The organism is Aeromonas sp. PrichA-15 (assembly GCF_017939245.1).
Classification (GTDB): Bacteria; Pseudomonadota; Gammaproteobacteria; order Enterobacterales; family Aeromonadaceae; genus Aeromonas; species Aeromonas caviae.
In genome coordinates this window covers 18,549-33,757 of sequence record NZ_JAGKRH010000320.1, presented here as the reverse complement: position 1 = coordinate 33,757, position 15,209 = coordinate 18,549, and the positions used below count along the sequence as shown (strand labels likewise).

Below are 15,209 nucleotides of genomic sequence, written 5' to 3'. Positions count from 1 at the left end.
GATCCAGATGAAGTCACTGTTCAGGCGTTCTCCCTCCAGCCATCAGGTCGGGATCCTGCTGGCCAGCGATCGCATTCTGCTGGCCTGCGTGGACCCGGTTCCCGTGTTTGCCAGCCAGCCTGTCAACGGCCCCCACGACTGGTCCAAGGCCCTGGCCGAGCTGTTTTCCCGGCACGGTCTGGCCAAGTCTAAGGTGCGGGTGGCCCTCGCGGCCAGCCTTTATCAGCAAATCCAGATCGACAAGCCCGCCGTTCCCGATGCCGAGATGGCGGGGGCCCTGCCCTGGGCCATCAAGGATTTCGTCAACGAGCCGGTGTTGCAGCTCGCCATGGATTATGTGGACCTGCCGACGCCCCCTGCCGGGCGTCCGCGCATCAACGTTGTCTGCATGCCCAAGAGCCGGGTGCAGCAGGTGGCGGATGCGGTCAACGGCGCGGCGACCCTGGAGGCCATCGTCAGTGACGAGCTGGCCATGACGGCCCTCTACGAGGCGGACCAGATGGTGCGCATGCTGCTCTGGCAACCCCGGGGGCAGGAGCTGCAACTGCTGGTCTTCCATCGGGGCGGACTCTGTTTCTCCCGCCAGTTGCGTGGATTTGCGAGCCTCACCGGCAGCCATGAGCCAGATGCCGACCAGCTCGACGCGCTGGCGCTGGAGATCCAGCGATCCATCGATTATCTGGCCGGCCATCTCAAGCTGCCCGAGCCCGGCCAGTTGCAACTGGCCATCGCCTCCTCCGCCATGGGGGTACTGGTGCGTCACCTGGAACAGACATTCGGTTTCCCGGTGTCGGCCATGGCAAACAAGGCGGTACTGGCAGGAGTCGAATACCTCAGTGCCTATGGCGCGGCCCTGGGCAGGAGCGACTGATGAAACACCATATCAACCTCTATGGCGCCGAATTCCGGCCAAGACGCCTGTGGGCCAGCCTGCCCCAGATGGCGTTGGTCTGGGGCGGCGTCCTGGTGCTGCTGCTGGGGGCCACCCTCTTCTATGGCTGGCAACAGCAGGGCCTCGATCGTGAATTGGCTGGCGTGCGGGCACAGCTCGACGTGCAGCGCGGCGAGGCCAGGCGTCTCGATGCGGAGCTGGCGCGCCATCTGGCGAATGCAGACTTGCAGCGGCAACTGGCCGACAAGCGGGAAGAGCTGGGAGCCAAACAGGCGCTGATGCAGCAGCTTGGCCACCTCTCCCTGCAAAAATCCCAGGGCTATGCGGGGGTGATGGCGGACCTTGCCCGCCTGCGGGATCCCCGCCTCTCCCTGCAACGGATCGAGATAAGCGACGGGCGCATCAACCTCGCGGGTGTGGCCGAACGCAGTCAGGACGTGCCCGCCTGGGTGAACCGCTTCAAGCAGACCCCCTCCCTGGCGGGCAAGCAGTTTGGCGAGCTCACCCTGAGTCGGGACAAGGAGGGCCAGCTTGCCTTCCAGCTCAGTGGCATAGCGCGGGAGACTCCCTGATGGACATGAAGGCACAATGGCAGGGATGGGCGCAGCAGATCGCAGCCCTCAGCCTGCGCGAGCGGATCCTCATTCTGTTGACCGGGGTCGTGCTGCTCGGTGCCATGGGCATCTATGGCTGGCTGGATGACGCCGACACCCGGCTGGGCCAGGATCGGCAGGCCCTGGCTGCGGCGCAGCGGGATCTGGAGATCCTGACCCTGGAAAACCAGGGCAAGCAGGCCAGGCTGGGGCGGGATCCCGATGCCCAGGTACGCGAGCAGCTCGCCAGTGTCGAGACCACTCTGCGCCAGATGGATGCCGAGCTGCTGGCTCAGACGGTGGATCTGATCCCCGCCCACGAAATGCCCGCAGTGCTGGAGGCCCTGTTGTCCCGCTCCGCCAACCTGCATATGCTGGCGCTCACCTCCCTCAAGCCCGAGCCGCTGATGGCCGGGGAGCAGAAGGTGAACCTGTTCAGGCACGGCATCCGGCTTCAGCTGGAGGGCGGCTATTTCGATGTCTACCAGTACCTGAAAGCGCTCGAAGCCCTGCCTCGCCACTTCTACTGGAAGGGCTTTGACTACCGGGTGGTCGAGCATCCCAAGGCGGCGGTAGCGATGGAGATCTACACCCTCAGCACCAGCAAGGAGTTCATCCGTGGTTAAGCGGCATGTCGGCGGGACGGGATCCCGCATTTTTGCCTTCCCATCCTGGCGCTGGCTGGCCCTGTGGGGGAGCCTGCTCGCGCTGCAGGCCCAGGCCGAGGTGCTGCAGGATCCCACCTTGCCCCTGGTGGGATCCGGCTCGGCGGCGAGTGTCGCCAAGGAGGCCGGTCTGCCCAGGTTGCAGAGCGTCATCCTGGGGAGCGGGCCCGCCCTGGCGGTGCTCGACGGTCAAAGCTACCGGGTCGGCCAGCAGGTCAACGGATTCCGGCTGGTGGGGATCAGCGCCGACAGTGTGGTGCTGGAAAAAGCGGGCAAACGCCAGACACTGACCCTGTTTGGCAGCAAGATCCGGATGTGAAGTGGGTGTCGCACGGGATGGTGCGGGCCAGGTTTGTCGAGTTTCATAGCGAGTCAGGTGCACGAATAACATGAAAAAACACCCTTTTTGTCTGCTTCCCCTCGCGCTGTCGGTGGCGGGTTGCACTACCTATCGTCACCCCGAGCCGGTACAGGCCAAAGATGCACTCAAGCAGGCGATGAGCGAGCAGAGCCCGACCGCCCCCCTGACTTCCCTGCCGCCCTCGGTGCAGAGCGAGCTGTTGCAGCTCAATCGTCCCCAGCAGCCGATGACGATTCCCGAGAAGCGGATGCGCATCGCGGCCCATGACGTGGACGCGGTGGAGTTCTTCGGCTCCCTTTTCAAGGGCTCCCGCTACAGCGTGGCGGTCCATCCCGGTGTGGCGGGCGTCATTTCGGTAGAGCTCAAGGATGTGACCCTGCAGGAGGCGCTGGCGACCGTCGGCGACATGTACGGCTTCGACGTACAGCGCAAGGGCAACGTGTTCCACGTCTATCCCGCCGGTCTGCGTACCGAGACCATTCCGGTCAACTACCTGATGATGGCCCGGCGCGGTCTCTCCCGTACCTCGGTGAGCACAGGCGGGGTGACGGCCAACGACAACAACAATGGCAATAACAACAACTTCGACAACGGCCTGAACAACAGCGGCAACAACAACAGCCAGGGCAACACCGCCAGCGGTGACAACAACACCAACAGCAACGGCACCCGCATCGAGACGGACAGCAACAACGACTACTGGACCGATCTGCGGGATGCCCTGCAGACCCTGATCGGCACAGGGGAAGGGCGGGCCGTCATCACCAGTCCCCAGGCGGGCCTGGTCACGGTGCGTGCCTATCCCAAGGAGCTCAAGGCGGTGCGCGAGTTCCTGGACCAGTCCGGCGAACACCTCAAGCGCCAGGTGGTGCTGGAAGCGCGGATCCTGGAAGTGTCCCTCAACGAGGGTTACGAGCAGGGGGTGGACTGGAGCGGCCTCTCCGCAAGCTGGGACGGCGGCAAGGGCATCACGGGGGGCGGCTCCCTGCTGGACAGCCCCATCGCTTCGACCCCCAACCAGATCTTCCGGGCTCTGGGGGGCGGCGCCGGCTTCACCATCTCCGATGGCAACTTCAACGTCGCGGTCAGCCTGCTCAAGACCCAGGGGGACGTGAACACCCTCTCCAGCCCGCGCGTGACGGCCACCAACAACCAGAAAGCGGTGATCAAGGTGGGGACGGACGAATACTTCGTCACCAACGCCTCGACCACCACCACCACCTCGGGGACTTCGGCCCCCATCGTCACCCCGAACGTGGAGCTGACCCCCTTCTTCTCGGGGATAGCCCTGGACGTGACGCCCCAGATCGACGAGCAGGGCAAGGTATTGCTGCATATCCACCCCTCCGTCATCGACACCGAGGAGCAGAGCAAGACCATCAGCGTCGGCACCGCCGATCCCCTGGTGTTGCCGCTGGCCAAGAGCTCCATCCGCGAGTCCGATACCGTGGTGCAGGCCAACAATGGGGACATCATCGTCATCGGTGGTCTGATGAAGACCGACAGGCAGGAGATTGTCAGCAAGGTACCCCTGCTGGGTGACATCCCCTGGGTCGGCGAGGCCTTCACCAATCGCCGGGAGAGCAACCGCAAGGTGGAGCTGGTGATCCTGCTCAAGCCCACCGTGGTGGAAAAGGACACCTGGCAGAAAGAGCTGCAACGCTCCTCCGAGCTGCTCGACAAATGGTATCCCCCCAAGGGCTGATCCGGGATGACGCGCCTGTTGAGCACTCCTTCTCCCATGTGGCGGCGCCTCCCGGCTGTCGCCACTGTGCCCTGCCCGACGGCGGAGGCGCCATGTCGCTGATCCGGGGCTGTCTGCGGCTGCGCGCCCGGGACTCTGGCCGGGAGGGTGCATGTATCTGAGTCACTTCGGACTGCGGGAGGCCCCCTTCGGCCTGACCCCGAACACCGGTTTCTATTACGGCCTGCCCCCCCACGAGGAGGCCATGCAGGTGCTCAACTGGGCGCTTTCCCAGGGGGAGGGGTTCATCAAGGTGACCGGCGAGGTCGGCACCGGCAAGACCCTGCTCTGTCGCAAGCTGCTGAGCGAGCTCGGCTCCGAGGCCTGCCCGGTGCGCCTGGCCTGGCTGCCCAACCCCCATCTCACTCCGGGGGAGCTGCGCACGGCCCTGGCCCTGGAGCTGGGGTTGACGCTGGCGGGGGAGAGCGAGCTGGATCTCACGGATCGCATTCACCGCCATCTGATCTCCCTGCATCGGCAGGGGAGCCGGGTGGTGGTGCTGATCGACGAGGCGCAAGCCCTGCCGGACGAGACCCTGGAGGCGATCCGGCTGTTTGGCAACCTGGAAACCGAATCCAGCAAGCTGCTGCAAATCGTGCTGTTCGGCCAGCCCGAGCTGGATGCCAGGCTCGGGCAGCCCCGTCTTCGCCAGTTGCGCCAGCGCATCGGTTTTTCCTACCGCCTGCGGCCGCTGCGGCTCGACGAGACCCGGGCCTATCTGGAGTACCGGCTGCAGGTGTCCGGTTATCGCGGAGCCGCCCTGTTCGATGGCCGCGCCCTGCGCAGGCTGTGGCGCGCATCCCGCGGCATTCCCCGCCTCATCAACATACTGGCGCAGAAGTGCCTGATGCTGGCCTATGGCCGCGGTGTGCGGCGGATCGACAGCGCCCTGGTCCGGCTCGCCATCCGGGATACCGATGATGCCCGCCGTGGCCGTCTCACCCTCTGGTGGCCCCTGTTGTTGTTACTGGGCACCGCCTTGGCGTATGGAGTCTGGTCATGAGCGTGATCAATCAGATGCTGAAAGATCTGGATAGGCGTCAGCAAGAGGCCGAGGGCGCCGCCGTCTATGTGGCGCCGGTGCGCCAGCAAGGCTGGTGGATGCTGGTGCTGACCCTGCTGTGTACCCTGGCCCTGGGGATCCTCGGCTGGCGCACCTGGATCTTCTGGCAGCAGAGCCAGCGAGCCTCCCTGCCAGTGGCGCAGGTCGAGGCCCTCCACACTGCCCCTGCGGCGGCGCCATCCTCGCCCCTGGCCGTGGTGGCCACCACGCAGGCGGTCTCCTCTGCCGCGCCAGTGGCAAAGGTGCCCGCCGCCAGTGCCGAGTCGACCGCCGCGAGAGTGGCCCCCTCCGTAGCCGAGCAGGTTCCGGCCGATGAGGCCGTGCTCGCCGATGAGGGTAATCCGCAGGAAGCGCTGGGGGACGAGACGATCCCGAGCGACGAGGAGCTGCAGCCGGACCTCTATGCCGAGCTGGCTGCTGAGCAGGGCGCCGAAGAGGCGCCTGCACCCGCCGCGCCGCGCAAACCCGGGATCCTGAAGATCGAGACGGTGGAACTCTCCGACGCCGAGCTGGCCACCCTGGCCGAGCGCAAGGCGACCACGGCCATGGCCAAGGGACGGATGCAGGAGGCGCAGGATGGCTACTACGAAGTGCTGGCCCACGATCCCCACAACCAGGGGGCGCGGGAACAGCTGGCGGGCCTGCTCTATGGCGCCGGACGGCTGACCGAGGCCGCCCAGGTGCTGGAAGAGGGGCTGAGGCTGGCTCCCGCGCAGGCGGACCTGCGTCTGCTGCTGGCCCGAGTGGCCATCAGCGGTGGGGATCGGCAGAAGGCGCTGGACTGGCTCACCGGCTATCAGCCCGATATTGCCAGCAATCTGGATTATTACGCCACCTGGGCCGGTCTTGCCCAGGAGCTGGGACAGCCTGTCCAGGCGTCCGAGATGTACGTCAGGCTGCTGCGCCAGCAGCCGGATCAGGGGCGCTGGTGGCTGGGACTGGGGGTGGCGGAGGATGGTCAGGGACACCGTCAGCGGGCACTGGATGCCTATCGCAATGCCCAGTTGCACGGCAATCTGGGGGAGGCCTCCACCCAATGGCTCGAACAACGAATTGGCCAACTGACCCATTGATTAAAGCGGCAGTTCGATGAGCCCATGCCATCGGACCAGGCAGCGGGCGTGAAGCAACAGAGATCGGAGCAACAATGGCACAACCCAGACTGAAAATGCGCCTAGGCGACCTGCTGGTACAGGAACAGATCATCTCGGATGATCAGCTGCAGCTCGCCCTGCAGCAGCAGCGCCAGACCGGCCGCAAGCTGGGGACCACCCTCATCGATCTCGGCTTCATCAGCGAGGTGCAACTGCTGACCTTCCTCGCCCGTCAGCTGGATGTGCCCTTCTTCGATCTCAACAACCTCACCATCGACGTCTCGGCCGTGGCGCTGTTGCCCGAGGTGCAGGCGCGCCGCTACCGGGCGCTGGCCGTCAACCTGAGCGACGACAAGGTCACCGTGGTGATGTCGGATCCGGCGGATCTGAGCGCCCTCGACGCCATCGCTGCCCTGCTCAGCCCGCGGGAGCTGGTGCTGGCCGTGGCCCGGGAAGGCCAGCTGCTGGAGTATTTCGACCGCCTCTATCGCCGCACCCGGGAGATAGAGAACTTCGCGGTGCAACTGCACGAAGAGCACCAGGAGACCGGCTTCGAGCTGGGGGCCGGCAGCCTCAATGCCGCAGCTGACGAGGGGGAGGCGACGGTGGCCAAGCTGCTGCGCTCCCTGTTCGAGGACGCGGTACAGGTGGGTGCCTCCGACATCCATATCGAACCGGACGAGAAGGTGCTGCGCATTCGCCAGCGTATCGACGGCGTGCTGCATGAGAACATCCTCAACGAGGTGCGCATTGCCCAGGCGCTGGTGCTGCGCCTCAAGCTGGTGGCCGGGCTCGACATCTCTGAGAAGCGTCTGCCCCAGGATGGCCGCTTCAACATGAAGGTGCGCGGCCGCGACGTGGATGTGCGGATGTCCACCATGCCGGTGCAGTACGGGGAATCCGTGGTGATGCGGCTGCTGGATCAATCCTCCGGCATCTTGTCGCTCGCCGAGACCGGGATGCCGCCCGCCATCCTGACCCGCTTCCGCCGTCAGCTCAAACGCCCTCACGGCATGATCCTGGTGACGGGCCCGACCGGTAGCGGCAAGACCACGACGCTCTACGGCGCCCTCTCCGAGCTCAACCAGGCCAGCCACAAGATCATCACGGTGGAAGACCCGGTGGAGTACCGTCTGCCCCGCATCAGCCAGGTGCAGGTCAATCCCAAGATAGGGCTCACGTTCTCCCAGGTGCTGCGCTCCACCCTGCGCCAGGATCCGGACATCCTGCTGGTGGGGGAGATGCGGGACAACGAGACGGTGGAGATCGGCCTGCGCGGCGCCATCACGGGCCACCTGGTGCTGACCACCTTGCACACCAACGACGCCGTGACCAGCGCCCTGCGTCTCATCGACATGGGGGCGCCCGGCTATCTGGTGGCGAGCGCCCTGCGGGCCGTGGTGGCCCAGCGCCTGGTGCGGCGGGTGTGTGAACACTGCGCCTGCGAGACGGCGCCGGACGAGGGGCAGGCCACCTGGCTCTCGGTGCTCTCCGGTGAAGCGCAGGGGCAGCATCGCTATCGCAAGGGGCGGGGTTGCCAGAGCTGCAACTTCACCGGCTACGCGGGCCGGATCGGAGTCTACGAGTTGCTGGAGCTGGATCAACCCATGATGGATGCCCTGCGCCGCAATGATGCCGAGGGGTTTGCCCGGGCGGCACGGGCGCACGAGCACTACCGCCCCCTGGCCCTGACGGCGCTCGACTATGCCCGCGAGGGGATCACCTCGGTGGACGAGGTGCTTCGGCTGGCCGAGGACCTGGGGTAACGCATGAGGCATCTGGATCGTACGGAATCACTCTGCCGGGGTCGCCCATGAACCGTTTTGCCTACAAGGGGCGTGACAGCCAGGGCCAGGCCGTCAGCGGAGTGGTGGAAGCGGTCAGCGAGCTGGCCGCCGCCGAGCAGCTGATGCGCCGCGGGGTGATGCCCACCGAGCTGAAGGCCGGCAAGGCCAGGTCTGCCAGCATCGACTGGTCGCTGCTGCTGGAAGGGAGCGTCAAGCTGGAGGAGCTGGTGGTCTTCAGCCGCCAGATGTATGCCCTGACCCGTGCAGGCATCCCTATCCTGCGCGCCATCGCGGGGCTGGAGGAGAGCGCCCACAGCAAGCCCCTCAAGCGGGCGCTTCACGCCCTAGGGGAGGATCTGGCCAACGGCCGGCCGCTGTCGAGCGCGATGCAGTCGCACCCGAAGGTATTCAGCAGCCTCTTCGTGGCCATCATCCACGTGGGGGAGAACACGGGTCAGCTAGAGGAGGCTTTCCTGCAGCTCGCCAACTATTTCGATCTGGAGCTGGAGACCCGCAAGCGGATCAAGACCGCCATGCGCTACCCCACCTTCGTGCTGATTGCCATCGCCGTCGCCATGGTGATCCTCAACATCATGGTGATCCCCGTCTTTGCCGGGATGTTTGCCAAGTTCGGGGTGGAGCTGCCGCTGGCGACCCGTATCCTGCTGGCCACCTCCCACTTCTTCGTTCACTACTGGTGGCTGCTGCTCGCCATCCTGGTGGGCGCCGTCGTCGGCTGGCGACGCTGGGTCGCCACCACCAAAGGCAGGCTGACCTGGCACAGATGGCAGCTGCGGCTGCCCATCGTCGGCTCCATCATAGAGCGCTCCCTGCTTGCCCGTTTTGCCCGCAGCTTCTCCATGATGCTCAAGGCCGGCGTGCCGCTCAACACAGCGCTGACCCTGGTGGCCGATGCGGTGGACAACGCCTGGATGGCGGGGCAGATCCGCGACATGCGGGGCGGTATCGAACGGGGGGAGAGCCTGCTGCGCACCGCCGGGGCCAGCGGCCTCTTCACCCCTCTGGTGATGCAGATGATCGCGGTGGGGGAAGAGACCGGCCAGGTGGACGAGCTGCTGCACGAAGCGGCCGAGTATTACGAGCGTGAGGTGGATTATGACCTCAAGAGCCTCACCGCCCGCATCGAACCCATCCTCATCGGCATAGTGGCGGTCATGGTGCTGGTGCTGGCGCTGGGTATCTTCACTCCCATGTGGGACATGATGAGAGCGGTGCGCGGCCAGTAGGCAGTATCTTCACGGTCATCCGGATGCCGCCCGTGCCGGGCACAGAGAACAGGGTATGAAAGAGCATGAGCAGAGAGTCCGAGCGGGATGAGCACTGGCTGGGGGGGTATCGGCGGGTCGTCGTCTTTATCCTGCTGGCGGTCATCGTCACGGCCCTGGTCATGAGCTATCGCAATCACAGGGAAGAGGCGCTGGCCATCAGCGCCAGCCTGCTCGGTGAGCAGTTCGCACAGCGGGCCCAGCGCCTGCACGGACGCTGGCTCGACGAGCGGCGTCCGTCGGTGCTCCATGCCGAGGGCACAGCCTGGCAGTTCGATGAGCGGGGCTGGCCTCTGGCGGTGCTGCCGCGCCAGTCGCCATCGGCCGATTGCCGTCAGCTCTGGCTCGCCCTGCTGGGGCACGATGAGGGGCTTTCATCCTGGCAGGCCCTTGTCAGCGAAGGAGGCGACGGGTGTGAATTCGGCCAGGAAGGACACTGGCTGCACTACAGCTTCACCGATGGCCGGGTGGTGGCCCGCCCCTGATTGGGTGCTTCAAGTATTTCATTGACATGATTTTTTTCTATCCGCATGAAATAATGCGGACCATTACGGAGGCAGCATGGCAGCAAAGAGAGTGAGACCCGTTAGGGCGCTTGGCCGGATGGCCGGTTTTTCCCTGATTGAGCTGGTGATCGTCATCGTGATCCTTGGGATCCTGGCCGTCACCGCCTTGCCCCGTTTTCTCGATGTGACCGACGAGGCGAAGAAGGCGAGCGTGGAAGGGGTGTCCGGCGGTTTCGCCACCGGAGTGTCCCTGGTGCGGGCCCAGTGGGAGGCCGAAGGGCGTGCCAGGCAGGATGGGCTCAACACCGTGCTCTATGACGGCTCGCGTTTCTATCTGACCACGCCGACCGACAGCCAGGTCAGCAATGGCGAGCTCTCTCCCGGGTATCCCATGGACACGGCAGCAAGTGGCACGCCCGATGTGGATCCGGCCAGCCTGACGGCGGCCCGCTGCCTCAATATTTGGGAGGGGTTGTTGCAGAATCCTCCCAAGGCTACTGCCCGCTTTGACGAGGTGCGCGGTAGCGGCAATGACCTGAAGTTCTATGCCACGGTGAGCAACAATGGACTGGATTCGGTCTGCCGTTACTATCTGGTCAACAGCCTGAGCAAGGGAAGTGATGGACGTTATCAGGACCCGCAAGGGAGCACGGATGCGTTCATGAGTTTCAGTTATCGCCCGGCCTCCGGCCAGGTGACCACCCATATCAATTGATAAACCGAGGAAAGACGTAATGAAAAAGCAATCGGGCTTTACCCTGATCGAACTGGTCATCGTGATCATCATTCTGGGCATTCTGGCGGTCACCGCCGCACCCAAGTTCCTGAATCTGCAGGAGAATGCCAAGAAGTCTGCCGCTCAAGGTGTGCAGGCGGCTGTTAGCAGTTCTGCACAGCTGGTTTATAGCAAATCAGCATTGGAAGGCGAAGAGCGCGTTAGTAGTGCTGCGGTGACTGGTTCTGATGGTACATCGATTGATACTGCCTATGGTTATCCAAAGGCGAGTGATGCTGGGATCAGAAATGCAGTAACGATCGATGGCTCCTGGAAGGGGAGTGAGGCTACAACAGGTAGCTCGTATCAGTTCAAAGCTGATAGCGACCTGAAAAAAGATGCAAAGTGTGTTCTTTATACTCAGGCTACAAGTACCGCAACTGCAACTACCATCGTTGGCAAGTTGAGTGCTGATAATGGTACGTGTGTGCAGCCCTAAGACTTTGAATGATGAGCGAGGCTTCGGCCTCGCTTTCTCTTTTCCCTGATGAGAAGTCCCATGCCTGCAACCAAGGGCTTTACCCTGATTGAACTGGTGATCGTGATCCTGTTACTCGGGATTCTGGCCGCCTTTGCCGTGCCCAAATGGCTGGGCAAAGGCGGCTTTGAAACTCAAACCGTGCGTGACGAGCTGCTGACCCGCCTGCGGCTGGTACAGACCGTCAATATGCACGAACCGGCCAATCATTGTACCTCACTGCGGGTTGACGCGGGCCAGTTTGGCCACAGCACGCTCTCCCCTTGTGGCGATCCTGCGGCTATATCGAGCTGGAACGCTAATCAGCTCACCCGTGGTCGTCCGGTGACCCTGTCTGTCGGGATCTCCCTCTCCTCGAACAAGGGCACGCCTCCTTTTGTTATCCGCTTTGATCAAATGGGCCGCCCGCTCGGTAGCTGCGTCGGTGGCTGCGAGCTGCAAATCACCGATGGTCGCGAGAGTAGCCGTATCAACATTGAATCCGAGGGGTTTATCCATGAGATCCCTTAAACGCGGTTTCACCCTGATTGAGCTGATCGTTGGCATAGTGCTGCTGGCGGTGGCCTTGACCGGCATATTGGGGTTGCTTATCAATCAGGCGCCGCAGGCGGTAGACCCGGTGCAGCAGGTACGCGCTGCCCAGCTGGCCCAGCGCCTCTCCGGCGAGATCTTGCAAAAGTCGTTTGATGAACATTCGGATCATAACGGTGGTCGTTATCGTTGTGGCGAGCAGGTGGCTGGGGTGACCATCTCTTCCTGCTCCACCAGTTATGGCCCTGATGGCGAGCCCGCATCCTATGCCTATAACGATGTGGATGATTTCGATACCGCAGGTAACTGGGTGGATGCCAACACCCTGACTCAGACTGCGACGGGAGTCAGCAGCGAGGAGTATCGCAACTATCAGGTGAAAATTGCGGTGAGCGGAGCCGATTTCAGCGACGGCACCTTCAAGAGTTGTGCCGCACCCTGCTCTGTGGGCAAGCGTATTGATCTGCAGATCAAGCTACCGGATCAGAGCGTGCTCGACTTCTCCTTCTATCGGGGGAACTACTGATGGATCGCTCTGCTGTTGGGGGTTGCCTCTCTACCAGAATATCCGCGCCCCTAGCCAACTCCGGCGCCAGATTAAGCCTGGCGGCCAATCGAACCGACCGCAAACCTCGGGGTAACCGTGGCTTTACTCTGGTCGAGCTGGTGATGGTCATCCTGCTGCTCGGGATTATGGCGACCTTTACCAGCCAGTTTATCGGAATCGGCACCCAGATTTATGGCGATGCCAGTAGCCGTGAACAGTTGATGAGTGATGCCCGTTTCGCCATGGAGCGACTTAACCGCGAACTGCGTGATGCGGTGCCGGGCTCGGAGCGGATCGAGACGACTGGCGGGACATGGGACGACACCGGTGCCTGTTTGCGGTTCTGGCCCATCAGCACCTCGAGCCGCTATCTGGCGCTTAACCGCGTCATGTCTGGGAGCACGTCCACCCTTGAGCTGGTGATGGCGACCCCGGCTTCTGCTGCCAATCCGCTGGATGTGGATGCCGCCGCCGTCAAAAAAGATGATCAGCTGATCGTCTTTCCCGTGCCGGACAAAAAAGTCGGTTCGCTCACGGCAGGCTGCGATTATGGCCGCTGCGTAGCCAAGGTCACGGATGTGCTGACGCCCGTATCCGGAGCGCAAACCATCCGCTATACCAGCACCGAGAGTCTGACGGGCCTCTCTCCAGGCAGCCGTGTCTACTTTGCCAACCAGCAGGTTCGCTACTGTGTGGAAGGAAACACGCTGACCCGTGCCACTGCCCCCATTGGTGCATCCTTACCTGCACAGGGCGTGTTGATGGCGGATTCCCTTCGTATTGGCACCTTCTATCGGGAAACCTCGGCGTTTAACGCCGAAGGGGAGTTTGGTATGCGCTTTGTGTTCGAACGCAAGGGGGAGTCGGTCACCTTCAACCACAAGATAGAGGTGTTCAATGTACCCTGATCCACAGGCTTTCGGACGGATGCGAGGCAGCGCCTTGATGATCGCCCTGTTTGTGATTGTGGTGATGGCACTGCTGGCGGCTGCCATGGGCCGTTTTCTGGTCGATAGCGGCGAGAAAAATACTGTGGAGGTGCGCAGCGTGCGTGCCCTGCTGGCCGCCCAGAGCGGGTTGGAAGTAGCACTCTATCGATTGTTCCCCAAGCGCACGCTTGCCCAACCGACTCCCCCAGCGGTCTGCCTGGCAAGCAGCCCACTGAGCTTTGCCAGCAATCCAGGGCTGAGCAACTGTCTGGCTGTGGTTCGTTGCGCCACGGTGCCGGTGACTTATAACGGGTCTGTGACCAATGGCTATCGTCTCGAGAGTGTCGGAACCTGTGGCAGCTCCGACCTTAACAGTGCCAACCCTGATTTTGCCGTGAGCCGAACCCTGATGGTCGAAGCTTATGATGGAGGCCAGATATGAGCCAAAAAATGAAGTGTTTTTTGCTATGGCTGCTGCTTTTGGTCTCTCAGTTGGCTCGAGCAGATATTGTTTTACCTGGACAGTTTTTGATTGGTGATAATACAAGTAATGCCCTTCGTCCAACTACCTTGGTTTCGACTCGATTTTCGGCTTACATACCTGTCAACCCTATCCATTTTTATATTAGTCACCCTGTGACCTTATCCGAGCTCCGGCTGGAGAGCGCTACTGGTTTGGATGCAGGAGCTAATTTTGTTATTTGGGACAGCCTAGGAAATGTAGTGCTGAATGAGAGGGCTAATGACTATTCACGGGATAGGGTATCTCGTTATGGCGGATGGTTGCTAAACCCCGGTGAGTACAAGATGGCTGTTTGGGGTGGTTGTTTTTCAAATGGGTACTATTGGGGGGCGTATGACCCTTATTGTAGAGACTGGGATGACTTTTCATTCAAAGATATAAGGTTGGTAACCAATGGTGCTACGACAGCGTTCCATTTTATTGAACGTTCCCATATAGGTGAGAATACTGATGCTACTCGCTGGTATCCCCCCGTGCCAAACGGTACTTATATATTGTATCAATTCACGCTTAATAAGCGGTCACAATTGAATGCACTCACGTTATATAACTTGCGTGATTGGGGGGTGAATAACGGTTCACGCATGTTCATCCGTCCAGTTGGTAGTGCATATACACCATTGGTTTATTACTTCAATAGCAATGGGGATGTCAATTGGAATATAAACTATGAGCTTGCTGCTGGTAATTACGAATTATGGATCGAAACAGTAAATGCCAGAGATAGGGATGATATAAGCTGGGATGATATGATCCTGCGTTACACGCCTAAAAATGATATTCCTGTACTTGATGATTTATGTACACAGGTTTTTCCTTATCCAGCCCAAGGTCGAGAAAGTAGCGACAGAATTGACTTCTCAGGGAATACGAATTATACGGCAGGGCAGTTATTTGGTTCTCAAGGGGGTCGCCTTGGATACGGTCCTAATGGTCAGATAAAAGGTACATCTGGTCTAAACTGTGATAATAGCGCTTGTGTTGCTGCAGGTATGGTAAATGGCTGGTCTGGCGCTCCCTCTTCCCGGTTCCCATTAAGTGCAGGTAGTAACATTTCCGTTGGTTTTGCCGAAACGCGTTTTCTCACTGCCGTAGAGGGCAATCAGTTTGGGACAATTAGCACAGCTCATCAGTCACAAATAAATATCGAGAACTCGGGTATTAGCATTAAAGTTCTTGACTTGGGAAGTGGGCGTGGTGGTAGAGATTATACGGTGAAGTTGGCCGCTGGCGATTACTGGATCGAAACATTGAAGATGAATAATGATACATCGATCATTGTTGATGGCCCGGTTCGTATATTTGTTAAAAATCTCGATATGGGATCGGCTAGCTACATTAACAGTCCTGGCTCAAATATTTCCGGTGACATCAGTAAGTTACTGATGGTTGTTTATGATAGTGCATATTTAGCCAATGGTTCAACCCTATCCGG

17 protein-coding genes are annotated in these 15,209 nt (G+C 61.4%); all 17 read left to right on the top strand.

Going from position 1 to position 15,209, the window contains the following annotated elements; all coding sequences use genetic code 11:
* Positions 1-7 precede the first annotated feature (7 nt).
* A complete protein-coding gene (locus J9889_RS22605; protein ID WP_041214302.1) occupies positions 8-871 on the top strand; it encodes a hypothetical protein in 864 nt (287 codons plus the stop codon).
* Positions 871-1,464 carry a PilN domain-containing protein gene (locus J9889_RS22600; RefSeq protein ID WP_010672617.1) on the top strand — a complete coding sequence of 198 codons (594 nt, stop codon included), beginning with the start codon at positions 871-873 and terminating at the stop codon, positions 1,462-1,464. Before J9889_RS22605 ends, J9889_RS22600 begins: the two co-directional genes overlap by 1 nt.
* A complete protein-coding gene (locus J9889_RS22595; RefSeq protein WP_039040419.1) occupies positions 1,464-2,111 on the top strand; it encodes an MSHA biogenesis protein MshJ in 648 nt (215 codons plus the stop codon). The genes J9889_RS22600 and J9889_RS22595 overlap by 1 nt, the downstream gene beginning before the upstream one ends.
* Before the next feature lie 28 nt (positions 2,112-2,139).
* The gene (locus J9889_RS22590) at positions 2,140-2,469 is read left to right on the top strand and encodes an MSHA biogenesis protein MshK (protein WP_210558327.1); all 330 of its coding nucleotides are present in this window, start codon (positions 2,140-2,142) and stop codon (positions 2,467-2,469) included.
* Between the two features lie 70 nt (positions 2,470-2,539).
* Positions 2,540-4,216 carry a pilus (MSHA type) biogenesis protein MshL gene (mshL, locus tag J9889_RS22585; protein ID WP_210558301.1) on the top strand — a complete coding sequence of 559 codons (1,677 nt, stop codon included), beginning with the start codon at positions 2,540-2,542 and terminating at the stop codon, positions 4,214-4,216.
* 151 nt (positions 4,217-4,367) lie between these two features.
* On the top strand, positions 4,368-5,258 hold the full coding sequence (locus J9889_RS22580) for an AAA family ATPase (protein WP_010672622.1): 891 nt from the start codon (positions 4,368-4,370) through the stop codon (positions 5,256-5,258).
* Positions 5,255-6,391 carry a tetratricopeptide repeat protein gene (locus J9889_RS22575; protein WP_210558297.1) on the top strand — a complete coding sequence of 379 codons (1,137 nt, stop codon included), beginning with the start codon at positions 5,255-5,257 and terminating at the stop codon, positions 6,389-6,391. The genes J9889_RS22580 and J9889_RS22575 overlap by 4 nt, the downstream gene beginning before the upstream one ends.
* 74 nt (positions 6,392-6,465) lie before the next feature.
* Complete coding sequence (mshE, locus tag J9889_RS22570) at positions 6,466-8,178, top strand: MSHA fimbrial ATPase MshE (RefSeq protein ID WP_210558295.1); 1,713 nt, start codon at positions 6,466-6,468, stop codon at positions 8,176-8,178.
* Positions 8,179-8,225: 47 nt separating this feature from the next.
* Positions 8,226-9,446 (top strand): type II secretion system F family protein, encoded by a 1,221-nt coding sequence (locus J9889_RS22565; protein ID WP_043154386.1) that lies wholly within the window; start codon positions 8,226-8,228, stop codon positions 9,444-9,446.
* A gap of 65 nt (positions 9,447-9,511) precedes the next feature.
* Entirely contained in the window at positions 9,512-9,970 is a 459-nt protein-coding gene (locus J9889_RS22560; RefSeq protein WP_103244112.1) for a hypothetical protein, read from the top strand.
* 76 nt (positions 9,971-10,046) lie between these two features.
* Positions 10,047-10,706, top strand: coding sequence for a prepilin-type N-terminal cleavage/methylation domain-containing protein (locus J9889_RS22555; RefSeq protein WP_041212210.1), 660 nt, complete (start codon positions 10,047-10,049; stop codon positions 10,704-10,706).
* Between the two features lie 19 nt (positions 10,707-10,725).
* Entirely contained in the window at positions 10,726-11,205 is a 480-nt protein-coding gene (locus J9889_RS22550) for a prepilin-type N-terminal cleavage/methylation domain-containing protein (RefSeq protein ID WP_210558293.1), read from the top strand.
* Between the two features lie 60 nt (positions 11,206-11,265).
* Positions 11,266-11,754 (top strand): prepilin-type N-terminal cleavage/methylation domain-containing protein, encoded by a 489-nt coding sequence (locus J9889_RS22545; protein ID WP_210558291.1) that lies wholly within the window; start codon positions 11,266-11,268, stop codon positions 11,752-11,754.
* Positions 11,741-12,301, top strand: coding sequence for a prepilin-type N-terminal cleavage/methylation domain-containing protein (locus J9889_RS22540; RefSeq protein ID WP_180907135.1), 561 nt, complete (start codon positions 11,741-11,743; stop codon positions 12,299-12,301). Before J9889_RS22545 ends, J9889_RS22540 begins: the two co-directional genes overlap by 14 nt.
* The gene (locus tag J9889_RS22535) at positions 12,301-13,230 is read left to right on the top strand and encodes a type II secretion system protein (RefSeq protein ID WP_210558289.1); all 930 of its coding nucleotides are present in this window, start codon (positions 12,301-12,303) and stop codon (positions 13,228-13,230) included. Before J9889_RS22540 ends, J9889_RS22535 begins: the two co-directional genes overlap by 1 nt.
* Positions 13,220-13,693: an MSHA biogenesis protein MshP gene (locus J9889_RS22530; protein ID WP_210558287.1), complete on the top strand. Its 474-nt coding sequence runs from the start codon at positions 13,220-13,222 to the stop codon at positions 13,691-13,693. The genes J9889_RS22535 and J9889_RS22530 overlap by 11 nt, the downstream gene beginning before the upstream one ends.
* The coding region (locus J9889_RS22525) for a hypothetical protein (protein ID WP_210558285.1) at positions 13,690-15,209 on the top strand (1,520 nt) is incomplete at its 3' end. The genes J9889_RS22530 and J9889_RS22525, both read left to right, overlap by 4 nt.

Bases quoted from the DNA above. Each gene is read 5' to 3' on its own strand.
- J9889_RS22605 (WP_041214302.1), top strand. From the start codon at position 8: ATGAAGTCACTGTTCAGGCGTTCTCCCTCCAGCCATCAGGTCGGGATC.
- J9889_RS22600 (WP_010672617.1), top strand. From the start codon at position 871: ATGAAACACCATATCAACCTCTATGGCGCCGAATTCCGGCCAAGACGC.
- J9889_RS22595 (WP_039040419.1), top strand. From the start codon at position 1,464: ATGGACATGAAGGCACAATGGCAGGGATGGGCGCAGCAGATCGCAGCC.
- mshL (WP_210558301.1), top strand. From the start codon at position 2,540: ATGAAAAAACACCCTTTTTGTCTGCTTCCCCTCGCGCTGTCGGTGGCG.
- J9889_RS22580 (WP_010672622.1), top strand. From the start codon at position 4,368: ATGTATCTGAGTCACTTCGGACTGCGGGAGGCCCCCTTCGGCCTGACC.
- J9889_RS22575 (WP_210558297.1), top strand. From the start codon at position 5,255: ATGAGCGTGATCAATCAGATGCTGAAAGATCTGGATAGGCGTCAGCAA.
- mshE (WP_210558295.1), top strand. From the start codon at position 6,466: ATGGCACAACCCAGACTGAAAATGCGCCTAGGCGACCTGCTGGTACAG.
- J9889_RS22565 (WP_043154386.1), top strand. From the start codon at position 8,226: ATGAACCGTTTTGCCTACAAGGGGCGTGACAGCCAGGGCCAGGCCGTC.
- J9889_RS22560 (WP_103244112.1), top strand. From the start codon at position 9,512: ATGAGCAGAGAGTCCGAGCGGGATGAGCACTGGCTGGGGGGGTATCGG.
- J9889_RS22555 (WP_041212210.1), top strand. From the start codon at position 10,047: ATGGCAGCAAAGAGAGTGAGACCCGTTAGGGCGCTTGGCCGGATGGCC.
- J9889_RS22550 (WP_210558293.1), top strand. From the start codon at position 10,726: ATGAAAAAGCAATCGGGCTTTACCCTGATCGAACTGGTCATCGTGATC.
- J9889_RS22545 (WP_210558291.1), top strand. From the start codon at position 11,266: ATGCCTGCAACCAAGGGCTTTACCCTGATTGAACTGGTGATCGTGATC.
- J9889_RS22540 (WP_180907135.1), top strand. From the start codon at position 11,741: ATGAGATCCCTTAAACGCGGTTTCACCCTGATTGAGCTGATCGTTGGC.
- J9889_RS22535 (WP_210558289.1), top strand. From the start codon at position 12,301: ATGGATCGCTCTGCTGTTGGGGGTTGCCTCTCTACCAGAATATCCGCG.
- J9889_RS22530 (WP_210558287.1), top strand. From the start codon at position 13,220: ATGTACCCTGATCCACAGGCTTTCGGACGGATGCGAGGCAGCGCCTTG.